The organism is Flagellimonas beolgyonensis (genome assembly GCF_003992615.1).
GTDB classification, from domain to species: Bacteria; Bacteroidota; Bacteroidia; order Flavobacteriales; family Flavobacteriaceae; genus Flagellimonas; species Flagellimonas beolgyonensis.
Window position 1 is genome coordinate 447,204 of the sequence record NZ_RZMY01000016.1, and the last position, 19,261, is coordinate 466,464.

15 protein-coding genes are annotated in these 19,261 nt (G+C 44.5%); 12 read left to right on the top strand and 3 right to left on the bottom strand.

What is annotated here, in order from left to right; all coding sequences use genetic code 11:
* The first annotated feature begins 83 nt into the window (after window positions 1-83).
* The 5 genes from EO131_RS13020 to EO131_RS13040 are packed head-to-tail and all read left to right on the top strand — an operon-like array spanning window position 84 to window position 7,153.
* A complete protein-coding gene (locus EO131_RS13020; protein WP_127022860.1) occupies window positions 84-689 on the top strand; it encodes a TetR/AcrR family transcriptional regulator in 606 nt (201 codons plus the stop codon).
* Entirely contained in the window at window positions 690-2,021 is a 1,332-nt protein-coding gene (locus tag EO131_RS13025; protein WP_127022863.1) for a TolC family protein, read from the top strand.
* Between the two features lie 23 nt (window positions 2,022-2,044).
* Entirely contained in the window at window positions 2,045-3,220 is a 1,176-nt protein-coding gene (locus EO131_RS13030) for an efflux RND transporter periplasmic adaptor subunit (protein ID WP_127022866.1), read from the top strand.
* A 10-nt stretch (window positions 3,221-3,230) separates the two neighbouring features.
* Entirely contained in the window at window positions 3,231-3,605 is a 375-nt protein-coding gene (locus tag EO131_RS13035) for a four helix bundle protein (RefSeq protein ID WP_127022869.1), read from the top strand.
* 35 nt (window positions 3,606-3,640) lie between these two features.
* Window positions 3,641-7,153 carry an efflux RND transporter permease subunit gene (locus EO131_RS13040; protein WP_127022872.1) on the top strand — a complete coding sequence of 1,171 codons (3,513 nt, stop codon included), beginning with the start codon at window positions 3,641-3,643 and terminating at the stop codon, window positions 7,151-7,153.
* Between the two features lie 62 nt (window positions 7,154-7,215).
* Here EO131_RS13040 and EO131_RS13045 read toward each other — a convergent pair whose 3' ends face one another.
* The gene (locus tag EO131_RS13045; protein WP_127022875.1) at window positions 7,216-7,566 is read right to left on the bottom strand and encodes a toxin-antitoxin system YwqK family antitoxin; all 351 of its coding nucleotides are present in this window, start codon (window positions 7,564-7,566) and stop codon (window positions 7,216-7,218) included.
* Between the two features lie 374 nt (window positions 7,567-7,940).
* Here EO131_RS13045 and aspS point away from each other — a divergent pair, with 374 nt between their 5' ends.
* The 4 genes from aspS (at window position 7,941) to EO131_RS13065 (ending at window position 12,065) form a co-directional block, all read left to right on the top strand.
* Window positions 7,941-9,689, top strand: a complete 1,749-nt coding sequence (aspS, locus tag EO131_RS13050) for an aspartate--tRNA ligase (protein ID WP_127022878.1) — start codon at window positions 7,941-7,943, stop codon at window positions 9,687-9,689.
* Window positions 9,690-9,749: 60 nt separating this feature from the next.
* On the top strand, window positions 9,750-11,534 hold the full coding sequence (locus EO131_RS13055; RefSeq protein WP_127022881.1) for a chloride channel protein: 1,785 nt from the start codon (window positions 9,750-9,752) through the stop codon (window positions 11,532-11,534).
* On the top strand, window positions 11,531-11,788 hold the full coding sequence (locus EO131_RS13060; RefSeq protein ID WP_127022883.1) for a hypothetical protein: 258 nt from the start codon (window positions 11,531-11,533) through the stop codon (window positions 11,786-11,788). Before EO131_RS13055 ends, EO131_RS13060 begins: the two co-directional genes overlap by 4 nt.
* A gap of 82 nt (window positions 11,789-11,870) precedes the next feature.
* Window positions 11,871-12,065, top strand: a complete 195-nt coding sequence (locus tag EO131_RS13065; RefSeq protein WP_127022886.1) for a cold-shock protein — start codon at window positions 11,871-11,873, stop codon at window positions 12,063-12,065.
* Window positions 12,066-12,116: 51 nt separating this feature from the next.
* Here the strand turns inward: EO131_RS13065 and EO131_RS13070 are convergent, their stop codons facing one another.
* On the bottom strand, window positions 12,117-12,566 hold the full coding sequence (locus tag EO131_RS13070) for a nucleoside deaminase (protein ID WP_127022889.1): 450 nt from the start codon (window positions 12,564-12,566) through the stop codon (window positions 12,117-12,119).
* Window positions 12,567-12,701: 135 nt separating this feature from the next.
* On the opposite strand from EO131_RS13070, the gene EO131_RS13075 reads away from it, so the two are divergent.
* A complete protein-coding gene (locus EO131_RS13075; protein ID WP_241243844.1) occupies window positions 12,702-14,426 on the top strand; it encodes a 1-deoxy-D-xylulose-5-phosphate synthase in 1,725 nt (574 codons plus the stop codon).
* Entirely contained in the window at window positions 14,417-15,475 is a 1,059-nt protein-coding gene (locus EO131_RS13080) for a DUF3078 domain-containing protein (RefSeq protein ID WP_127022892.1), read from the top strand. The genes EO131_RS13075 and EO131_RS13080 overlap by 10 nt, the downstream gene beginning before the upstream one ends.
* Here EO131_RS13080 and dgt read toward each other — a convergent pair.
* Window positions 15,472-16,830: a dGTP triphosphohydrolase gene (gene dgt / locus EO131_RS13085; protein ID WP_127022895.1), complete on the bottom strand. Its 1,359-nt coding sequence runs from the start codon at window positions 16,828-16,830 to the stop codon at window positions 15,472-15,474. The two genes, EO131_RS13080 and dgt, sit on opposite strands and share 4 nt — an antisense overlap.
* 148 nt (window positions 16,831-16,978) lie before the next feature.
* On the opposite strand from dgt, the gene EO131_RS13090 reads away from it, so the two are divergent.
* Entirely contained in the window at window positions 16,979-19,252 is a 2,274-nt protein-coding gene (locus EO131_RS13090; RefSeq protein WP_127022898.1) for an inorganic phosphate transporter, read from the top strand.
* The last annotated feature ends 9 nt before the right edge of the window (window positions 19,253-19,261 follow it).

The following is a 19,261-nucleotide window of genomic DNA, read 5'->3' on the forward strand; positions in this document are numbered from 1 at the left end:
TTTTAAGTTCTCGTTAAAAAAATGTAAAACGATGGAAACTTTTTTTGTTTTTAAAGTTTCCTTATCTAAATTTGCCGCTTGTTATGAGGGAAAAAATCATAGAAAAAGCAGCAGATATGTTCTTGAACCTTGGGTTTAAGAGCGTAACCATGGACGATTTGGCCAACGAAATGGGGATTTCCAAGAAAACAATCTATTCCCATTTCAAGAACAAAACGGAATTGGTCCAGGCCACAACGATGACCATGTCCGACATGATCACTTGTGGGATTGATCATATCATAGCCCAGGAACAAAACCCAATTGAGGAGCTGTACGAGATCAAAAAATTTGTGATGGTGCACTTAAAGGATGAAAAATCCTCACCACTGTACCAATTGCAGAAGTATTATCCGAAAATACATGCCGAACTCAAGGAAATCCAATTTGAATGCACCCATCGCTGTGTGGCCGAAAATGTAAAAAGAGGTATGGAATTGGGCATTTATCGCGATAACCTTAATGTGGAATTTGTATCACGGATTTACTTTTCGGGGGTCATGAGCATCAAGGACAATGCCATTTTTCCTACGGAAATCTTTAGTAAGGCCCATCTTTTGGATTATTATTTGGAATACCACCTCAGGGGCATCGTAACACCCAAAGGGAGAAAAATACTCAACTCAATCATCAATTCAAACCAAGAATAAATGCGGACTTTCATTATCAGCCTTTTGCTGATCTTGCCAACTTTGGCATCGGCCCAAGACACCATTCCAAACTTAAGTTTGGATCAGGCCATCACTTATGCATTGGAGCATAATTACAGTGCCATCAATGCCTCTAGGGATATTGTGGATGCCCAAAAACAAAAATGGGAAACCATTGCAACCGGACTGCCCCAAATTTCGGGAGCAGTGAACTATCAAAACCAATTGAAACAGCCTGTTACACAAATTCCTGCCGAGTTTTTTGGAGGAGAACCGGGCACCTATCAAGAAGTGGTCTTCGGACAGCCACAGTCCATCGCAGCAACCGCTACCCTAAGGCAACAGATTTTTGATGGGTCGTACATTGTTGGCGTGCAGGCCACCAAAACCTTTTTGGAATACAGTAGGAACAATAAGGAAAAAACCGAACTGGAAGTTCGAAAAGCTGTGGTGGAAGCCTATGGCAATGTGCTCCTAGCCCGAGAAAGTGTCCAAATTTCGGAAAGAAACAAGGCCACCTTGGAAAAGAACCTTTATGAGACCAAGCGTATTTATGAAAACGGTTTGGGTGATGAAGAAAGTGTAGATCAATTGCAGATTACACTCTCTTCTGTGGACAACCAACTCAAAAATGCTAAGCGGTTGGAAAAAATCACCCACCAAATGTTGAACTTGGTGCTTGGCTTGCCCATTGAGACCCCAACGGTGTTGACCGAAAACTTGGATGACCTTACCCAAAAACAAATTGATTTGGGCTTGATCGATGCCGATTTCAATATCGAAAACAATGTGGATTACAAAATGGCCCTCAACCTTAACGAGCAAAGGGCCCTGGAATTAAAATTGGCCAAAAGTCGTGCCCTGCCCACACTGAATGCCTTTGTGAATTATGGTGGAAACTCATTTAGCGAAAGTTTCAATTTTCTGAACAGTGGACAACAATGGTTTGGATCTTCTGTTTTGGGTGTAGATCTCAACATCCCCATTTTTAGTTCTTTGGGAAGAAGTGCCAGCACCCAACGGGCCAAGATTGCCCTGGAAAAAGCCAAAACACAATTTACGGAGGCCGAGGCCCAAATCCGTCTGCAATTGGAAAGTGCCAAGAGCGATTACATCCTGGCCATCGAACAATATGGAACATCCAAGGACAACTTGGAATTGGCGGAACGCATCGAAAAGAAAAACCAGATCAAATATGCTGAGGGATTGGCCACAAGTTTCGACTTGCGACAGGCACAGACTCAGTTGTACACCAGTCAACAAGAATATCTACAATCCATGGTAGATGTGATCAACAAGAAAACCGAATTGGAAACCATTTTAAACAAATGATCAAAACAGAAAACCATTCCATCATGAGAAAAACAATATATATCACAATCACTGCAGCTGTTTTGGCTTCCTGTGGGGGCGGAGGCAACAAATCCTTGGAAAAGGTGCTTGCCAGCCAGGACATTGAAGCCATTAGGGCCAAACATGTGGAAATCTCCAAAGAACACAAAGCCTTGGAAATGCAATTGCAATCCCTGGATTCGGCCATTGCCCTTTTGGACGATTCGGCCAAATTGCCGTTGGTGACCACCATAACCGTTGCCCCACAAAAGTTTGAACACTATTTGGAACTACAGGGTGATGTGATGACCAAACAAAATGTACTTATCTATCCCGAAATGGCCGGAACACTTAACCGTGTCTATGTTAAAAAGGGACAAAATGTAACTAAAGGTCAGGTTTTGGCTTCCATTGATGATGGAGGATTGTCCAGTCAATTGGCTCAAATGAAAACACAGGCCGAATTGAGCCGGACCACCTTTGAACGCCAAAAACGACTTTGGGAACAAAACATTGGTTCGGAAATACAGTACCTACAGGCCAAGACCAACTATGAGGCCCAAACGAGTGCCGTAAAACAAATGGAAAGCCAAGTGGCCAAATCGACCATTAGAGCACCATTTGCCGGAATCATCGACGACGTGATCAAAGATCAAGGCACCGTGGTGGCCCCCGGACCGGGATCCGAAGTGTTCCGCATCGTAAACCTATCCAACATGTATGTGGAAGTCGAGGTACCCGAAAGCCATTTGCCCAATGTAACCCCGGGCAAAGACGTAAAGGTTTACTTTCCGGTATTGGGCGAAAGTGTAAACACCAAGATCAGGGAGACCGGAAATTTTATCAATCCAAGTAACCGCTCGTTCACCGTCGAGATACCAGTGCCAAGCCATGACGGAAAAATTAAGCCCAACCTTACTGCTAGGGTAATGATCAACGATTATACCAGTGAAAATGCCATTTTGATACCACAGAGCATCCTTTCAGAGAACGCCGAAGGGGAACAATATGTGTTCTTGGTTGAGGCCGATTCCATTGAAAATGACCCCGTGGCCAAAAAAGTGATCATCAAAACAGGTAAAACGCAGGGAGATTTCGTGGAAGTGCTTTCGGGCATCAACAGTGGTGATGCGATCATCGACGAGGGGGCCAGAAGCGTTAAGGAAGGACAAAAAGTGAAAATCAAATTCAGTCGTTAGCTTACAGTCGATGGACAATATTCGATTCTCTTTTGAAGATTTAAAGGTTTATCAAAAAGCTCTGGCGTTTACGGACGAAGCCTACCGATTGTGTGAAAAATTCCCAAAAGAGGAAACCTATAGACTTTCATCACAATTTATTCGCTCCGCAACTTCCATTGCCTTGAATATTGCCGAAGGTTCGGGAGACACCAATGCACAGTTCAATCGGTTTATTCAGATTGCTATGGGTTCAATCAAGGAAAGTGTTGTTTGCTTGACCATCGCAAAAAGACAGGAATATATTTCTGATGAAGAGGAAATGAATATGAAAAGTCATTTGGTGGAACTGTCAAAAATGCTGACCAGCCTCCAAAACTATCTTAAAAAAGATATTAAAAACTAACGTCTATCAACCATAGACCAAAGACTTAAAATTGTATGAGCAAGCAAAAAAAACAGGTAGACAAGGAATTTGGGCTATCCTCATGGGCCATCGATAACCAGACCACCATGTATGTGTTGATCGTGGTTATCCTGATCTTGGGTGCCATGGCCTATTTCAGCATGCCTCGGGAAAGTTTCCCAGAGGTAAAGGAAACCAAAATATACATCAGTTCCATTTATCCTGGCAATACGGCCGAGGATATTGAGAAATTGATCACGGACCCCTTGGAAGATGAACTCAAAACCGTGAGCAATGTGGTGGAGATCACCTCCACTTCACAAGAGGATTATTCCATAATCATTGTGGAGTTCGACGAAAATATTTCCGTGGAAGGGGCACTTCAAAAAGTAAAGGACGAGGTCGACTCCAAAACCGCTGGGGAGGACTGGCCCACCTTTAATGGTGCCAAAGTGGAACCCAATGTGTTCGATTTGAGCCTTTCCGAGGAAATGCCCATCCTCAACATCAATATTTCCGGGGATTATCCCGTGGACAAATTGAAGGAGTACGGCGAATACCTAGAGGATGAGATTGAAGGGCTCCAAGAAATAAAACAGGTAGACATTCGCGGTGCGCAGGAAAAAGAAGTGGAAGTGGCTGTGGACATCTACAAAATGATGGCGGCCAAAGTAAGCTTCAACGATGTGATCAATGCCATCAGCAACGAGAACATGACCATGTCGGCGGGGAACCTGATTGCCAGTGGCCAACGCCGGACCATCCGCATTGTGGGTGAGATTGACCAACCAAAAGATCTGGAAAGCTTTGTGGTAAAATCCGAAAATGGCAACCCCATTTATTTACGGGATATTGCCAAGATCAGCTTCAAGGAAGAAGATAAGACCACCTATGCCCGAGAATTTGGGGAGCCTGTGGTAATGTTGGACGTTAAAAAACGTTCGGGAAAGAACATGGTGGCCGCCGTGGACCAGATCAAGATAATCGTGGATGAGGCCATAGCCAATGTATTCCCGCAAGACCTTAAAGTGACCATTGCCAATGACCAATCTACCAAAACCATTGGCCAGGTGGACGATTTGGTGAACAACATCATCTTCGGTATCATCTTGGTGGTTGGGGTTTTGATGTTCTTTTTAGGATTCAAGAATGCGCTTTTCGTCGGATTTGCCATTCCGATGTCCATGTTCATGTCTTTGATGATCTTGAACGCCTTGGGCTATACCATGAATACCATGATCCTGTTCGGATTGATCATGGGACTGGGAATGTTGGTGGACAACGGTATTGTGGTGGTTGAAAACGTATACCGATTGATGGATGAGGAAGGCATGTCGCGCATTGAAGCGGCCAAAAAAGGAATCGGGGAAATCGCGTTTCCGATCATCATTTCCACATTAACCACCGTAGCGGCGTTTGTTCCACTTGGGCTTTGGCCGGGTATCATGGGGCAGTTTATGATGTATTTCCCCATCACACTTTCGGTAGTATTGGGGTCGTCACTGTTCGTGGCCATCTTCTTCAACTCGGTATTGGTATCCCGATACATGACCACCGAGGACAAAGAAATGCCCTTAAAGCAGATCATTCGCGTTACTTCCATCGTTTCAGTAATCGGTGTACTGATCATCATTTTTGGTGGTAGCTATCGTGGTTTGGGAACGGTAATGGTGGTAACGGCTATTTTATTGTGGATCTATCGTTTCTTCCTAAGAGGTTGGGCCAATGGGTTCCAAAACAAGATATTGCCCCAATGGGAGCGCTTTTATGAACGTACGCTGCGCTACGCACTGGCAGGAAAACGACCCATTTTTATTGCAATTACCACTTTTGTGCTGTTGTTGGTTGCCTTTATGGGATTTGGTTGGTCTGTTGGAAGCCAACGCACCAAAGTGGAGTTCTTCCCCGACAACAAGCCCAATCAGATCATTGTCTATATCGAGTATCCTGAGGGAACGGATATTGAAAAAACGAACAAGATTACCAAGGAAATTGAAGAACAGGTGTATGGCATCATCAATTCGGATGCCTACATGCACGGGGATTACAATTTCTTGACTGAAAGTGCCGTATCCCAAGTGGGTGAAGGAGCTGGTAACCCTCAGACCGATGGTGGTTCGTCCGCCGAAATGCCCCACCGTGGAAAAATTACCGCCACCATGCGTGAGTTCAAATACCGTGAGGGGGCAGATAGTAACGAATTGCTCAGAAAAGTACAGGAAGCTCTGAAAGATGTATATCCCGGGGTGGCCATTTCTGTGGAAAAAGATGCAGTTGGACCTCCAGTGGGTTATCCCATCAACATTGAACTGGAAGGCGATGATTATACCGAATTGATCAATACCGCCGAGGAAATGCGGAACTTCATCAATACCAAGAACATTCCCGGTATCGATGAGCTAAAAATCGATGTGAACAAATCCAAACCTTCCATGTTGGTTGCCGTGGACCGGGAAAAGGCTGGAGAATTGGGCGTTGCCACGGGCCAAGTGGGACAACAGTTGCGTAGCTCCATCTTTGGTTCCAAGGCGGGCATCTACAAAGAAGGAGGCGAGGATTATGACATTTACGTGCGTTTTAACGAAGAGGACCGTTACAATACCAGTGCCCTGTTCAACCAGCGCATTACCTTCCGGGATCCTTCCAACGGACAAATTAAGGAAGTTCCTGTTTCGGCAGTGACCAAACAAGTGAACAGTACCGGTTTCAATGCCATTAAGCACCGCGATGTAAAACGTGTGGTAACCGTGTATTCGGCTTTGGCCCCCGGCTTTACCGATGCCGCGGCTGTGGTAGGAAAGATTCAGGAAGAAATGAATGATTTTGAGAACCTGCCTTCCGGAATCAAGATCGACTACACCGGACAGATCGAGGAGCAGAACGATCAGTTTCAGTTCTTGATGGGTGCCTTTTTCACAGGTCTCGGTTTGATTTTCTTCATCTTGATCTTCCAGTTCAACTCGGTTTCCAAGCCAGGTATCATCATGTTGGCCATTTTCTTGAGTTTGATCGGGGTGTTCGGTGGCATTGTGGCCACTGGTAGTGCCTTTGTGATCATGATGACCATGATGGGTATTATCTCATTGGCCGGTATTGTGGTGAACAACGGTGTGGTGCTATTGGACTATACCCAATTGCTGATCGATCGAAGAAAAGTGAAATTGGATCTGGAAGAGGACGAACTCCTCCCCATCGAGGATTTCACTGAAGCCGTGGTAAAGGGTGGAAAAGCCCGTTTGCGTCCGGTGTTGCTTACGGCCATCACCACCATTTTAGGATTGATCCCATTGGCCACAGGGTTCAACATCAACTTTTTTACGCTAATGAGCGACTTTAACCCAAACATTTACTTTGGAGGTGATAACGTAATTTTTTGGGGGCCTTTGGCCTGGACGGTAATTTACGGTCTTTTTGTAGCCACCTTCCTCACCTTGATCGTGGTGCCGATATTGTTCAGTTTGGTTTACAAATTGAAACTGCGGTTACGCAATGCGAAACTAAAACGCGAAGCTCCCAAGCCAGAGGAATTGGAAGCCGTTTCGGTATAAGATTATACCAAAAAAAAGCCCCGACCTAATGGTCGGGGCTTTTTTTTAAACACTGATTTTAACTACTGGTTTACCGAGACTACCTCGCCTTGGCTCCAGTTGGTTACGTTTACAATTCGGTTGTCGGTAAAATCCACTTCCTTCAATACATCACTTTTCCAAAAAAACCACTTTCCGGTTTTGGTACCGTTAACGTATTGACCTGTAGCTATCTTTTTTCCCTGTGTATCGAACATCACCCAATCGCCATGTAATTTTCCATTCAACATATATCCGGTTTGGGCTATTTCCCCGTTATCATGAAAATAAGTAGCTTTCACCATTTCACCCACTTTCTCAAATGTTGGTTTGGTATCCTGTGCAGATACAGCAACAACAAACATCAACGCCAAAAATAATACTGCTTTTTTCATTTCGATATGGGATTTAAATCGTTAATACTAATAACACAACGTATCAAAGATACATATATTTTACATTAAACACATATTTATGTAACATAAAATTTACATTGAATTAACATTAGAATTTTATTTATCTGTTTTTCAAGTTTTTAAATATATTATTTGAATTAACTTTGAGAACCAAAATCGATAATTTTACGCCTTTAATCTTTAAAAATCATCATTAATGTTAATTTAATGTTATTTCAAAGTTAGTGTAATTTTAATCTGAGCTTAAGAATGGTCTCCCAAAATGATAGCACCAAAAAGGTGATGATAAATTGGTGTTTACTAGCAATAAATAGAGGCAATCCTCTTAAATTTGCCCTCTCATTACAAACATCATGTACAGAAGCAATACCTGCGGTGCCCTAAGGGCATCCGACATCGGTTCAGAAGTTATTTTAAGTGGATGGGTACACAAGGTCCGTGACAAAGGTTTTGTAGCCTGGGTAGACTTGCGCGATCGGTATGGCATCACCCAATTGGTATTTGATGAAGACCGTACTTCTAAAGATCTTTTGGAACAGGCCAGGGAATTGGGCCGTGAAACGGTAATCCAAGCCAAAGGTGAGGTTATAGAAAGAGCTTCCAAAAACCCGAACATTCCTACTGGAGAAATCGAGGTGTTGGTCAAGGAGTTGACCATTTTGAATATTTCCAAGTTGCCTCCATTCACTATTGAGGACGAAACCGACGGTGGTGAGGATATCCGAATGAAATACCGCTACCTCGATATTCGTAGGAACCCGGTCAAAAATAATTTGATCTTTAGGCACAAGGTGACCATGGAGGTGCGGAAATACCTCTCCGACCAAGGGTTTATAGATGTGGAAACGCCCTATTTGATCAAATCCACTCCCGAAGGTGCCAGGGATTTCTTGGTCCCCAGCCGTATGAACGAAGGTCAGTTCTATGCCCTCCCCCAGTCGCCACAAACCTTCAAACAATTGTTGATGGTGGGCGGAATGGACAAATATTTCCAGATCGTGAAATGTTTTAGGGATGAAGACCTACGGGCAGACAGGCAACCGGAGTTCACCCAAATCGACTGTGAAATGGCCTTTGTGGAACAGGAAGACATCCTGAATACATTTGAAGGCCTGACCAAACACCTATTGAAAGAAATAAAAGGCTTTGAAATCGATTCCTTCCCCAGAATGACCTACGACGATGCCATGCGTTTGTATGGTAACGACAAACCTGATATCCGTTTCGGAATGCAGTTTGGGGAATTGAACGCTGTGGCCCAACACAAAGATTTCGGTGTCTTCAACAGTGCCGAATTGGTAGTGGGGATTGCCGTGCCCGGTGCAGGAGCCTATACCCGAAAAGAAATTGATGCCCTGATTGATTGGGTGAAACGACCACAGGTCGGCGCCAAGGGAATGGTTTATGTAAAATGCAATGAAGATGGCACCTACAAATCTTCCGTGGACAAATTCTACGATCAAGAGGATCTGGCCAAATGGGCGGAGGTTACAGGTGCACAACCCGGCGACTTGATCTGCGTACTTTCAGGAAATACCAACGAGACGCGTGCCCAGTTGAGCGCGCTTCGCATGGAACTTGCCACCCGATTGGGACTTCGGAAACCGGACGAATTCGCCCCGCTTTGGGTTGTGGATTTCCCATTGTTGGAACTGGATGAGGAAACCGGCACCTACCATGCCATGCACCACCCGTTCACTTCACCAAAACCAGGACAACTGGAATTGTTGGAAAGCAATCCCGGTGCCGTAAAGGCCAATGCCTACGACTTGGTGCTCAACGGTAACGAAATCGGTGGGGGATCTATCCGTATCCACGATAAGGAAACACAAGCCACCATGTTCAAACATTTGGGCTTTACCCCCGAAGAAGCCAAGGCGCAGTTTGGATTTTTAATGGATGCCTTCCAATATGGGGCCCCTCCCCATGGTGGAATTGCCTTCGGTTTGGATCGCTTGGTGGCCATTTTGGGCGGACAGGAAACCATCAGGGACTTTATTGCCTTCCCCAAAAACAACAGTGGCAGGGATGTGATGATCGACGCACCGGCCCATATTGATGAAGACCAATTGAACGAGTTGCACATCAAACTCAATCTTTAATAAAAAACCATCCCGCCTTCGAGCGGGATTTTTAATACATTTAGGTGTACATTGACCCCAATGCCTAAAAAGAAAAAGAAATTACTCACCCGTTTTCTAAAATGGCGATATAAACATATCTCCAACAAGACCTTCATACATATTATGAGCCTTGTTGTGGGGTTTATGGCGGGCGCAGTGGCGGTTACCCTAAAAAACTTCACTTATTTTATAGAGGCCCTTTTAAAAAAGGGCATCGTGTTTTCAGAGAACCAACTGTACTTTATTCTTCCCACCATCGGTCTCACCTTTGTTTACCTATATGTGAAGTTTGTACAGAAAAAACCATTGCAGCACGCGGTTTCTTCCATCATTTATTCCCTCTCCAAAAAAGGGGGCATGCTCAGCGTCAAGGATATTTATACCCCTTTGATCACAGCGCCGTTAACCGTAGGTTTTGGTGGTTCTGTTGGATTGTTGGGACCGGCAGTGAAATCGGGGTCCGCTTTAAGTTCCAATCTTAGTCGCCTGTTGCATATTGATGCCAAGACCCGATCACTTTTGGTGGCTTGTGCCTCTTCCGGTGCCATAGCCTCCATATTCCAATCGCCGATTGCGGCCATCATTTTCGCAGTGGAAGTATTTACATTGGACTTTACCATGATGTCCATGTTGCCGTTGTTGTTGGCTTCCATCTCAGGGGTGCTAACCTCCTACTTCTTTCTGGGCAACGAGGTGCTGTTCAGCTTCTCGTTGACTGAAGGTTTTGAACTCAAGGATACCGCGTTCTACATTTTGTTGGGTATAGGAACCGCTTTCGCTTCCATCTACTTTACCAAAATGTATTTTGCCATCCTGTCCCTGTTCAAAAAATTGAAAAGTCCAAAATACAAACTGCTGGTGGGCGGTATCGCCATCGGAATCATGTTGTATGCAATCCCACCACTTTACGGTGAAGGTTTCAGTTTCATCAACAACCTATTGCACGGAGACCATTTAAAAGCATTGGGCAGCACGCCATTTGATGCCTACATCCATAATATTTGGGTGGTGATTGCACTACTCTTTGGAATTACCATCTTTAAGGCCATCGCCATGACCACAACAATTGGCGCAGGTGGTGCGGGAGGAATATTTATCCCCACCATGGTGATGGGCAGCGCATTGGGCAATGTAGTGGCCAAAGTGATCAACAACCTGGGGTTTGGCTTTTCGGTATCCGAAAGTAATTTCACCCTAATTGGAATGGCCGGGCTTATTGCCGGGGTAATCCATGCCCCTTTGACCGCCATATTTTTGATTGCTGAGATCACCGGAGGCTACGAACTGTTTGTACCCTTGATGATCACTGCCTCCATATCCTATTTGATCACCAAAAATGCACTCGACTATACCATCTACACCAAGGAATTGGCCAAAATCGGCGCCCTGCTTTCCCACAATAAGGATCAAATGGTTTTGGGCCTGTTAGAATTGGATGATGTGATCGAGAAAAATTTCAGGCCTGTTCATCCCGATATGACCTTGGGTGAAATGTTGCATGAATCGGTGGCCAAATCAAAACGGAACATATACCCTGTATTGGACAATCATAAAAAATTGATGGGCATCATTGTGCTGGATGACATCCGGCCGTTCATGTTCGATACGGACATGTACGAGAAGGTATTTGTAAATAGTCTAATGCATGCCCCGCCCGAGTTGATTTTTTATGAAACCGACAATATGAAGGAGGTCATGAAAAAGTTTCAGGATAGTGGCGCATGGAATTTGCCCGTTATTAAAGAAGGAAAGTATGAAGGGTTTATTTCCAAATCCAAATTGCTCACCGCCTACAGAAGAAAATTGATCAAACATTCCCAATGAAAATGAGACTCTTTGTCTTACTGATTGTCATCTGTTCCTTTTCCTCCATTATCTACGGATTTACATTGGAGGAGGATCAGGCCGCAGTAGCGCATAAATATATTGGTGGGGGCACAATTGGTCTTTTTTTGGTGGCCATGCCGCTGTTTCTTTACCATGAGAGCAAGGGTAAAAACATGAAAGATTACATGCTTACAAAGGAAAATATTGATAAAATGCAAGAAAATGAACGTAAAAAGACTGAAAATCAATAATTTTCAAAAGAATTAAAGTTGGTTTCATCCAACGGTTCAGAAAATAACATACCTTCGTGTTTTAACATTTTATTTTTTTTTAATGACTGGTACAGTAAAATTTTTTAATGATTCCAAAGGTTACGGATTCATTACAAACAGTGAAACAGGAAAAGACATCTTTGTTCATGTTACTGCATTGAACGGAGTGGAACTGAACGAAGGCGACAAAGTAGAATACTCTGAAGAAGAAGGAAGAAAAGGAAGGGTTGCTTCACAAGTGAAGGTAATCGGATAAAAATATTTTATTTTGATTTTTGTTGAACCCTGGCTAAGCCGGGGTTTTTTATTAGTTGAGATTTCGCCTTTGGATGAAGAACCGTTTCAACAGTTCAGAGGCCTCGTTTTCCAAGATACCCCCTACCACCTCAGTTTTGGGGTGCAGCATACCCCCCATCACATTGAACCCACGTTCAAGATCGGCGGCTCCATAGACCACTTTCGAAATCTGACTCCAATACAAGGCCCCAGCACACATTTGGCAAGGTTCCAAGGTAACATAAAGCGTACAACCATGAAGGTATTTACCTCCCAAAAAATTAGAGGCCGCGGTAATGGCCTGCATTTCGGCATGGGCCGTTACATCTTTTAAACGTTCGGTAAGGTTGTGCGCCCTACCTATGATCCTATTGTTGACCACCACTACGGCGCCAACGGGCACTTCCCCGCTCTCATAAGCAATCTGGGCTTCTTGCAAGGCCCGTTTCATAAAATAGGTGTCATCAAATGGATTTTCCACTTTTTTTAAAAGATTTTATATAATGGCTAAGCTACGCATAAAAAAATTTTGGGGATTATCGGTACTTTTGTTTTTTATCCGTTGGAAAACCTTTTAGCACATATCAATAGCCCTGCCGACCTCAAAAAATTGAGCATGGACCAGTTGCCACAACTTGCAGGGGAACTGAGGGAATTCATCATTGATATTGTATCGACCAAAGAAGGCCACTTAGGGGCAAGTTTGGGTGTAGTGGAGCTTACCATTGCCCTACATTATGTTTTCAATACCCCAAAAGACAAACTCATTTGGGATGTGGGCCATCAGGCCTATGGCCATAAAATACTTACCGGCCGCAAAAATGTATTCAATACCAATCGCCAAATGGGTGGCATTAGTGGATTTCCCAAAAGAAGTGAAAGCGAATACGACGACTTCGGTACCGGACACAGTTCCACGGCCATTTCTGCCATTTTGGGCATGGCCATGGCATCCAAATTAAAAGGAAATCATACCAGACAACACGTTGCCGTCGTGGGCGATGCTTCCATTGCCAGTGGTATGGCCTTCGAAGGTCTTAACCACTTGGGGGTTACAGATGCCAATGTTTTGGTGATCCTGAACGATAATGCCATCGGCATCGATCCCAGTGTGGGCGCTTTGAAAAAATACCTGACCAACGTAAAGGCCGGCACCGCCAAGGACGAAAATATTTTTGAATGCCTGAACCTGAACTACTCCGGGCCTTTGGACGGCCATGACCTGCCTTCCCTTGTTCAGGAATTGGAACGTTTGAAAACAGTAAATGGTCCAAAATTGTTGCACATCATCACTACCAAGGGCAAAGGCCTACAAAAGGCTGAAGAAGACCAAGTGGTTTACCATGCCCCGGGCAAATTCGACAAGCATACTGGGGAACGGGTCAAAAAATACAATGGAGATGAACCGCCCAAGTACCAAGATGTTTTTGGACATACCTTGGTGGAACTGGCTCAAAAAAACAAAAACATTGTGGGTATTACACCTGCAATGCCCACGGGCAGTTCATTAAAATTTATGATGGAAGAGCTCCCCGATCAAGCTTATGATGTCGGAATCGCAGAACAACATGCGGTTACCTTGGCCGCCGGAATGGCCACCCAAGGCCTTGTCCCGTTCTGTAATATCTATTCCACATTTCTACAGCGCGCCTACGATCAAGTGATCCATGACGTGGCCCTGCAGAATATCCCCGTGATCTTTTGTTTGGATCGGGCCGGTTTGGTCGGTCAAGATGGGCCCACCCACCATGGGGTTTTTGATCTGGCCTATTTGCGGTGCATTCCCAATATGGTCGTTTTCGCCCCAATGGACGAAATGGAACTTCGCAATATCATGTACACGGCACAACAAAAACTACCGCATCCCATCGCCATTCGTTATCCAAGGGGAAGGGGTGTAAATTTGGATTGGAGACAACCCTTTGAACCCATTGCATTGGGTACCGGCCGCCGTTTGAAGAAAGGCAGTAAATTGGCAATTCTTTCTGTTGGGCATATCGGAAACGAAATGGAAACGTTGATTTCCAAGTTGCCCGACCCAAGCCTAGTAGGGCATTACGATATGCGGTTCGTAAAACCGTTGGACAAGAAAATGTTGGAAACCATCTTTGCCCACTATGACCACATTGTAACGATGGAAGATGGTTGTATAATGGGTGGTTTTGGGTCTGCCGTATTGGAATTTGCCAACGAAGCGGGTTTTAAAAACCCCGTCAAAATATTTGGTGTTCCCGATAAGTTCATAGAACAAGGTGAAATTTCGGAAACCCATCAAATGGCTGGTATGGATTTTGATACCATTTTTACCTTTGTAAAATCAACCTTAGACCAATGCGGATAGTATATTTTGTTGTGCTGATCCTTGCCGTATCCTTTTCAGCAAATGCCCAGATCAACCGACTCAAAGTTTTTGAACCCGATAGCACCGATTCTGGTGTTAAAGTGGTGCGCATCAAAGATGTAAAACTGAAATACCTGCCCCGGGATGCCAAACTTACCGATCCTCGGGCTGTGCTGAATCGTGTAAAGCCATTGCGTAAGTGGTACAAACGCTTTGTTCCCACTTCGTTTTGGAAAAAAGTGAACGAATTCGGACTAAACATCAATGAGGTTGCCTTTGTAAATTGGAACGCAGGGGGCGATAATTCGGTATCGGCCTTGGCCAGTTTCCGGTTTTCCCGAAACTATAAATTCCGCTACCTCAACTGGAACAACGAAGCCATTTTCCGATACGGGCTCAATGCCCAAGAGGGACGAAAACTGCGAAAAACCGACGATCAGTTACGGTTGTCCTCCACCATCAGTTTCCGAAAGGATACGATAACAAGCTGGTATTATTCCGTTAAGGCCAATTTCAATACCCAATTTTCCAACGGTTTTAAATATCCTGATCGCGACAATCCGATTTCCCGGTTTATGTCGCCCGGTTACCTCTTTGTGGGTACGGGTACCTCCTACATTCCGGCCAATGACAAATTCAATCTCTATATTTCCCCTGCAACCATGAAGTCGACCTTTGTTTTGGACGAAACTTTGTCCAGCCAAGGAGCATTTGGGGTGGCTAAGGGTGAGAATGTCTTTTTGGAACTTGGTTTTTTGATTACCAACACCTGGGAGAAGGAAATTATGAAAAATGTGTTGATGAACCATCGCATTAATCTATACACGGATTACATACGAAGTTTTGGAAATATTGATGTGGACTGGGAAATGAACTTTAACCTGAAGGTCAACGAGTTCATCAATGCGAACATTGGCACCCACATCATCTTTGATGATGACATTAAGTTTGATGAAGTGGTCGCGGAAGATGGCACCATTGTCGATCCCGGAATTTCCCGGATCCAGTTCAAACAACTCCTCGGTGTGGGCCTTCTTTATTCCTTCTAAACCGTTTTCCCCGTTAGTTTATCATGAATGTGCACTGCAGCACTGTCCGATAAACTGGCGACAAAACAACTGGTATCCAGCAAAATGTTGTAGGTGGAGCCCTCTGTGCTTCTATAATTTTCGGGCAGGCTTTTTACCAAGAGTCGGTCATAATTGGTATCGTTCCCATTTTTGATGTTAATCAAGGCCGTAGTGTACATTTCCAAAAGATCGGAGATCAATCGATAGCCGGCCAATTCCTTATCAATAACCTCGTCACATTGGTAGATTTTATCAACGCTCAGTTTGATGATGTCATCCACTTGGGCCTGATATTTTCCCTTATCCAGCAATGCCGATTCAAATTCGCCACGTAAAATTTTATCTTCATTTTTTATGAAAACCTCCACCGCATCCTGGATCAAGGTGTTGATGGCCAATGCACGCAGATAGCTCAATCGATCACTGGAGCTGTTCATGGCATTGTATTTTTTGGTGTTGATGGTATCCTTCACCAATTTGATGAGGTATTCCAGGGCATACTCTTCTGCGACCAACCCCAGATTGATCCCATCTTCAAAATCGATGATGGTGTAACAGATATCGTCTGCCGCTTCCACTAAATAAGTCAATGGATGTCTAAAAAAACCTGTGCCCGGATTGCTTGGATTGGCCAAAAGCCCTATTTCGGTAACCACTTCATGGAAAAAGTCACTTTCGGTCTGGAAATACCCAAACTTTTTATCGGCAATGTGGCTGGAAGGCTTTTTGGGCAGGGAAGCCTTAGGGTATTTCATAAAGGCTCCCAAAGTTGCAAAGCTCAACCGAAGTCCGCCGGGCACTCCGGCCTTGGATTCGGTCAAAAGTTTGAATCCATTGGCATTCCCTTCAAAGTCGATCAAATCTTGGTATTCCACATCGGTCAGTTCCGAACGGTACTGTTTACCAGGTCCTTGTTTAAAGAAATTACCGATGGCCTTTTCGCCACTATGCCCAAAAGGCGGGTTCCCGATATCATGGGCAAGGGCAGCTGCGGCCACAATGGCACCAAAATCGTTGAATTGGTAGCCGTGGACCTCTTTGAGATAGGGATATTTGGCCAAAATCTGTTGTCCTGCAATCCGCCCAAGGCTTCTCCCTACAACGGAAACTTCCAAGCTATGGGTCAAACGCGTATGAACGAATTCCTTTTTGGAACCCACACTAATGGGCATGGGCATTACCTGGGTTTTGTCCTGTAAACTTCTGAAAGCGGACGAGAAAATAACCCGGTCGTAATCTACCTCAAACCCCAATCGGGTCTCATTTTGTTCTTTTCTCAAGCGTTTGGAAGTGTCTCCTTGACGTTTCAGTGAAAGCAACTGTTCCCAGATCATTGGCAATTCATTTGGAGCGAAGATATATCAAAAGATAAACTCCGTCCCATTGCAACAAAAATATTGATACTTTTAAGGCCGTATTTGGTAACCTTTTGTTAACCTTATTGCGGATTTATAGTGGCATTTTTGTCATATTTCTTGAAGAATGGGGGAGAATATCTACATATTTATGGTTGTTGCCTTGGGTATTTTGGCAATAACCGATTTGGTGGTCGGTGTTAGTAATGACGCGGTCAATTTTCTGAACTCGGCGATTGGGTCAAAAGCCTTGTCGTTCAAGACCATTATGATCGTGGCGAGTATCGGGATTGCCTTTGGCGCCATTTCGTCAAGTGGTATGATGGAAGTGGCCCGAAAAGGGATTTTTAACCCCGGTGAATTTGTGTTCGAAGAAATCATGTTCATTTTTATGGCCGTGATGATCACGGACATCTTGCTTCTCGATTTTTTCAATACCCTTGGGATGCCTACATCCACCACGGTATCCATCGTTTTTGAACTGTTGGGAGCTTCTGTTGCCATTTCGTTGATCAAAATCGCTGACAATAATGGCGGTCTTTCCGATTTAGCCACATACATCAACACTGATAAAGCAGCTGAGATTATTTTTGGCATCCTGTTATCGGTATTTATTGCCTTTACCATCGGTGCTCTGGTCCAGTTTGTGTCAAGGGTTTGGATTTCCTTCGATTTTAAATCCAAGTCCAAATGGATCGAATCCATTTTTGGTGGATTGGCCATTACCGCCATTGTCTATTTCATTTTGGTGAAAGGACTTAAAAGTGCTGCCTTATTCGACGGCGCCATCTCTGAATTTGTAGCATTACAACCGGAAATCTTCTTACTGGGCAACTTTATATTTTGGACCTTGATTTCCTACCTCATGGCCACCTTGGGCCGTTTGAACATTTACCGATTGGTGATTGGTTTTGGAACCTTTGCTTTGGCCATGGCCTTTGCAGGTAACGATCTCGTCAACTTCATCGGGGTTCCCATTGCTGCTTTGCAATCCTACCAAGACTGGACGGTTTCGGGCATTGCCCCGGCCGATTTCAACATGAAAGGTTTGACTGCCGCGGTGCGCACCCCTACCCTTTTGTTGTTGCTTTCCGGAGCCGTAATGATCATTACCCTTTGGTTTTCTTCCAAAGCGAAAGGTGTTGTAAAAACCAGCGTAGATCTGGCTCGCCAGGACGAAGGTGACGAACGCTTTCAACCCAACTACCTGTCGCGTCAAATCGTAAAGTTCAGTATTGCCGCTTTCGAAACCCTTTCCAAAGTGATTCCGACCGGGTTGCAACGTCGCATTGACAAACAATTTGTGATTCCCTACACCTACGTGCCTAAAAGCAAAGTTCAGGATATGCCTGCTTTTGATATGGTTAGGGCTTCGGTTAACTTGATGGTCGCCAGTGTCCTCATATCCATAGCCACTTCAATGAAATTGCCATTGTCCACCACCTATGTTACCTTCATGGTGGCCATGGGTACTTCCTTGGCCGATAGGGCTTGGGGTGCAGAAAGTGCCGTGTACCGTGTTGCCGGTGTTTTGAACGTAATCGGGGGTTGGTTCTTTACGGCATTGAGTGCTTTTATAGCCGCTGCCATTATTGCCTATATCTTGTTTGTGGGCAAGTCGATTGCCCTTGTACTCATGTTGTTGGCGGCTGCAGCCATTTTATTGCGGAATTATATTAGCCACAACAAAAAAACCAAAGAAATTAAGGCAGAAGACAGTCTGAGACGTGCGGAAAGCAGTTCTATCCAAGGGGTAATAGAAGAAAGTGCGGCCAACATTGCCAATGTGGTCAAAAGAAGCAACCGAATCTATTCCAACTCGATCAACGGGCTTGCCAAACACGATCTTGACTTTTTAAAGAAAAACAAGAAACAGGGCAACAAGCTATCCAACGAAATAGATGATCTAAGAAACCACACGTTCTATTTCATCAAAAACTTGGATGAAGCCCATGTGGGAGCCAGTAATTTCTACATCAACGCCATGGGCCATTTGACCGATATGTCCCAATCCTTGGAATATATTGGAAAGGTGAGTTACAACCACGTCAACAACAACCACAAAAAACTCAAATACAACCAGATTAAGGAACTTAAGGAAATCGATCAAAAACTGGAGGAAGTATTCGATAAGACCCAACAGGCATTTGAGGAGCGTTCCTTTGAGCAGATCGGGGCCATTTTGAGCACCAAACAAGGGTTGTACGATATGGTATCGCAAAAAATTGATCGACAGGTGGCCAGAACACGTACCGAAGAATCGAGTCCAAAGAACACCACACTATACTTCTCCCTTTTGTTGGAAAGCAAAGACTTGATCTCGGCCATGATGAACCTTTTGGAACTGTACTACGCAGAGCACGACAGCTCGGTGACCCCAGCCAAGATCGAGAAGAAATAAATTGGTATC

What these genes read in the sequence shown, in the direction of transcription:
- EO131_RS13090 (WP_127022898.1), top strand. Translation starts at nt 16,979, where the DNA reads ATGGGGGAGAATATCTACATATTTATGGTTGTTGCCTTGGGTATTTTG.
- EO131_RS13055 (WP_127022881.1), top strand. Translation starts at nt 9,750, where the DNA reads ATGCCTAAAAAGAAAAAGAAATTACTCACCCGTTTTCTAAAATGGCGA.
- EO131_RS13075 (WP_241243844.1), top strand. Translation starts at nt 12,702, where the DNA reads ATGGACCAGTTGCCACAACTTGCAGGGGAACTGAGGGAATTCATCATT.
- EO131_RS13030 (WP_127022866.1), top strand. Translation starts at nt 2,045, where the DNA reads ATGAGAAAAACAATATATATCACAATCACTGCAGCTGTTTTGGCTTCC.
- EO131_RS13025 (WP_127022863.1), top strand. Translation starts at nt 690, where the DNA reads ATGCGGACTTTCATTATCAGCCTTTTGCTGATCTTGCCAACTTTGGCA.
- EO131_RS13020 (WP_127022860.1), top strand. Translation starts at nt 84, where the DNA reads ATGAGGGAAAAAATCATAGAAAAAGCAGCAGATATGTTCTTGAACCTT.
- EO131_RS13040 (WP_127022872.1), top strand. Translation starts at nt 3,641, where the DNA reads ATGAGCAAGCAAAAAAAACAGGTAGACAAGGAATTTGGGCTATCCTCA.
- dgt (WP_127022895.1), bottom strand. Translation starts at nt 16,830, where the DNA reads ATGATCTGGGAACAGTTGCTTTCACTGAAACGTCAAGGAGACACTTCC.
- EO131_RS13035 (WP_127022869.1), top strand. Translation starts at nt 3,231, where the DNA reads ATGGACAATATTCGATTCTCTTTTGAAGATTTAAAGGTTTATCAAAAA.
- EO131_RS13080 (WP_127022892.1), top strand. Translation starts at nt 14,417, where the DNA reads ATGCGGATAGTATATTTTGTTGTGCTGATCCTTGCCGTATCCTTTTCA.
- EO131_RS13060 (WP_127022883.1), top strand. Translation starts at nt 11,531, where the DNA reads ATGAAAATGAGACTCTTTGTCTTACTGATTGTCATCTGTTCCTTTTCC.
- EO131_RS13065 (WP_127022886.1), top strand. Translation starts at nt 11,871, where the DNA reads ATGACTGGTACAGTAAAATTTTTTAATGATTCCAAAGGTTACGGATTC.
- EO131_RS13045 (WP_127022875.1), bottom strand. Translation starts at nt 7,566, where the DNA reads ATGAAAAAAGCAGTATTATTTTTGGCGTTGATGTTTGTTGTTGCTGTA.
- aspS (WP_127022878.1), top strand. Translation starts at nt 7,941, where the DNA reads ATGTACAGAAGCAATACCTGCGGTGCCCTAAGGGCATCCGACATCGGT.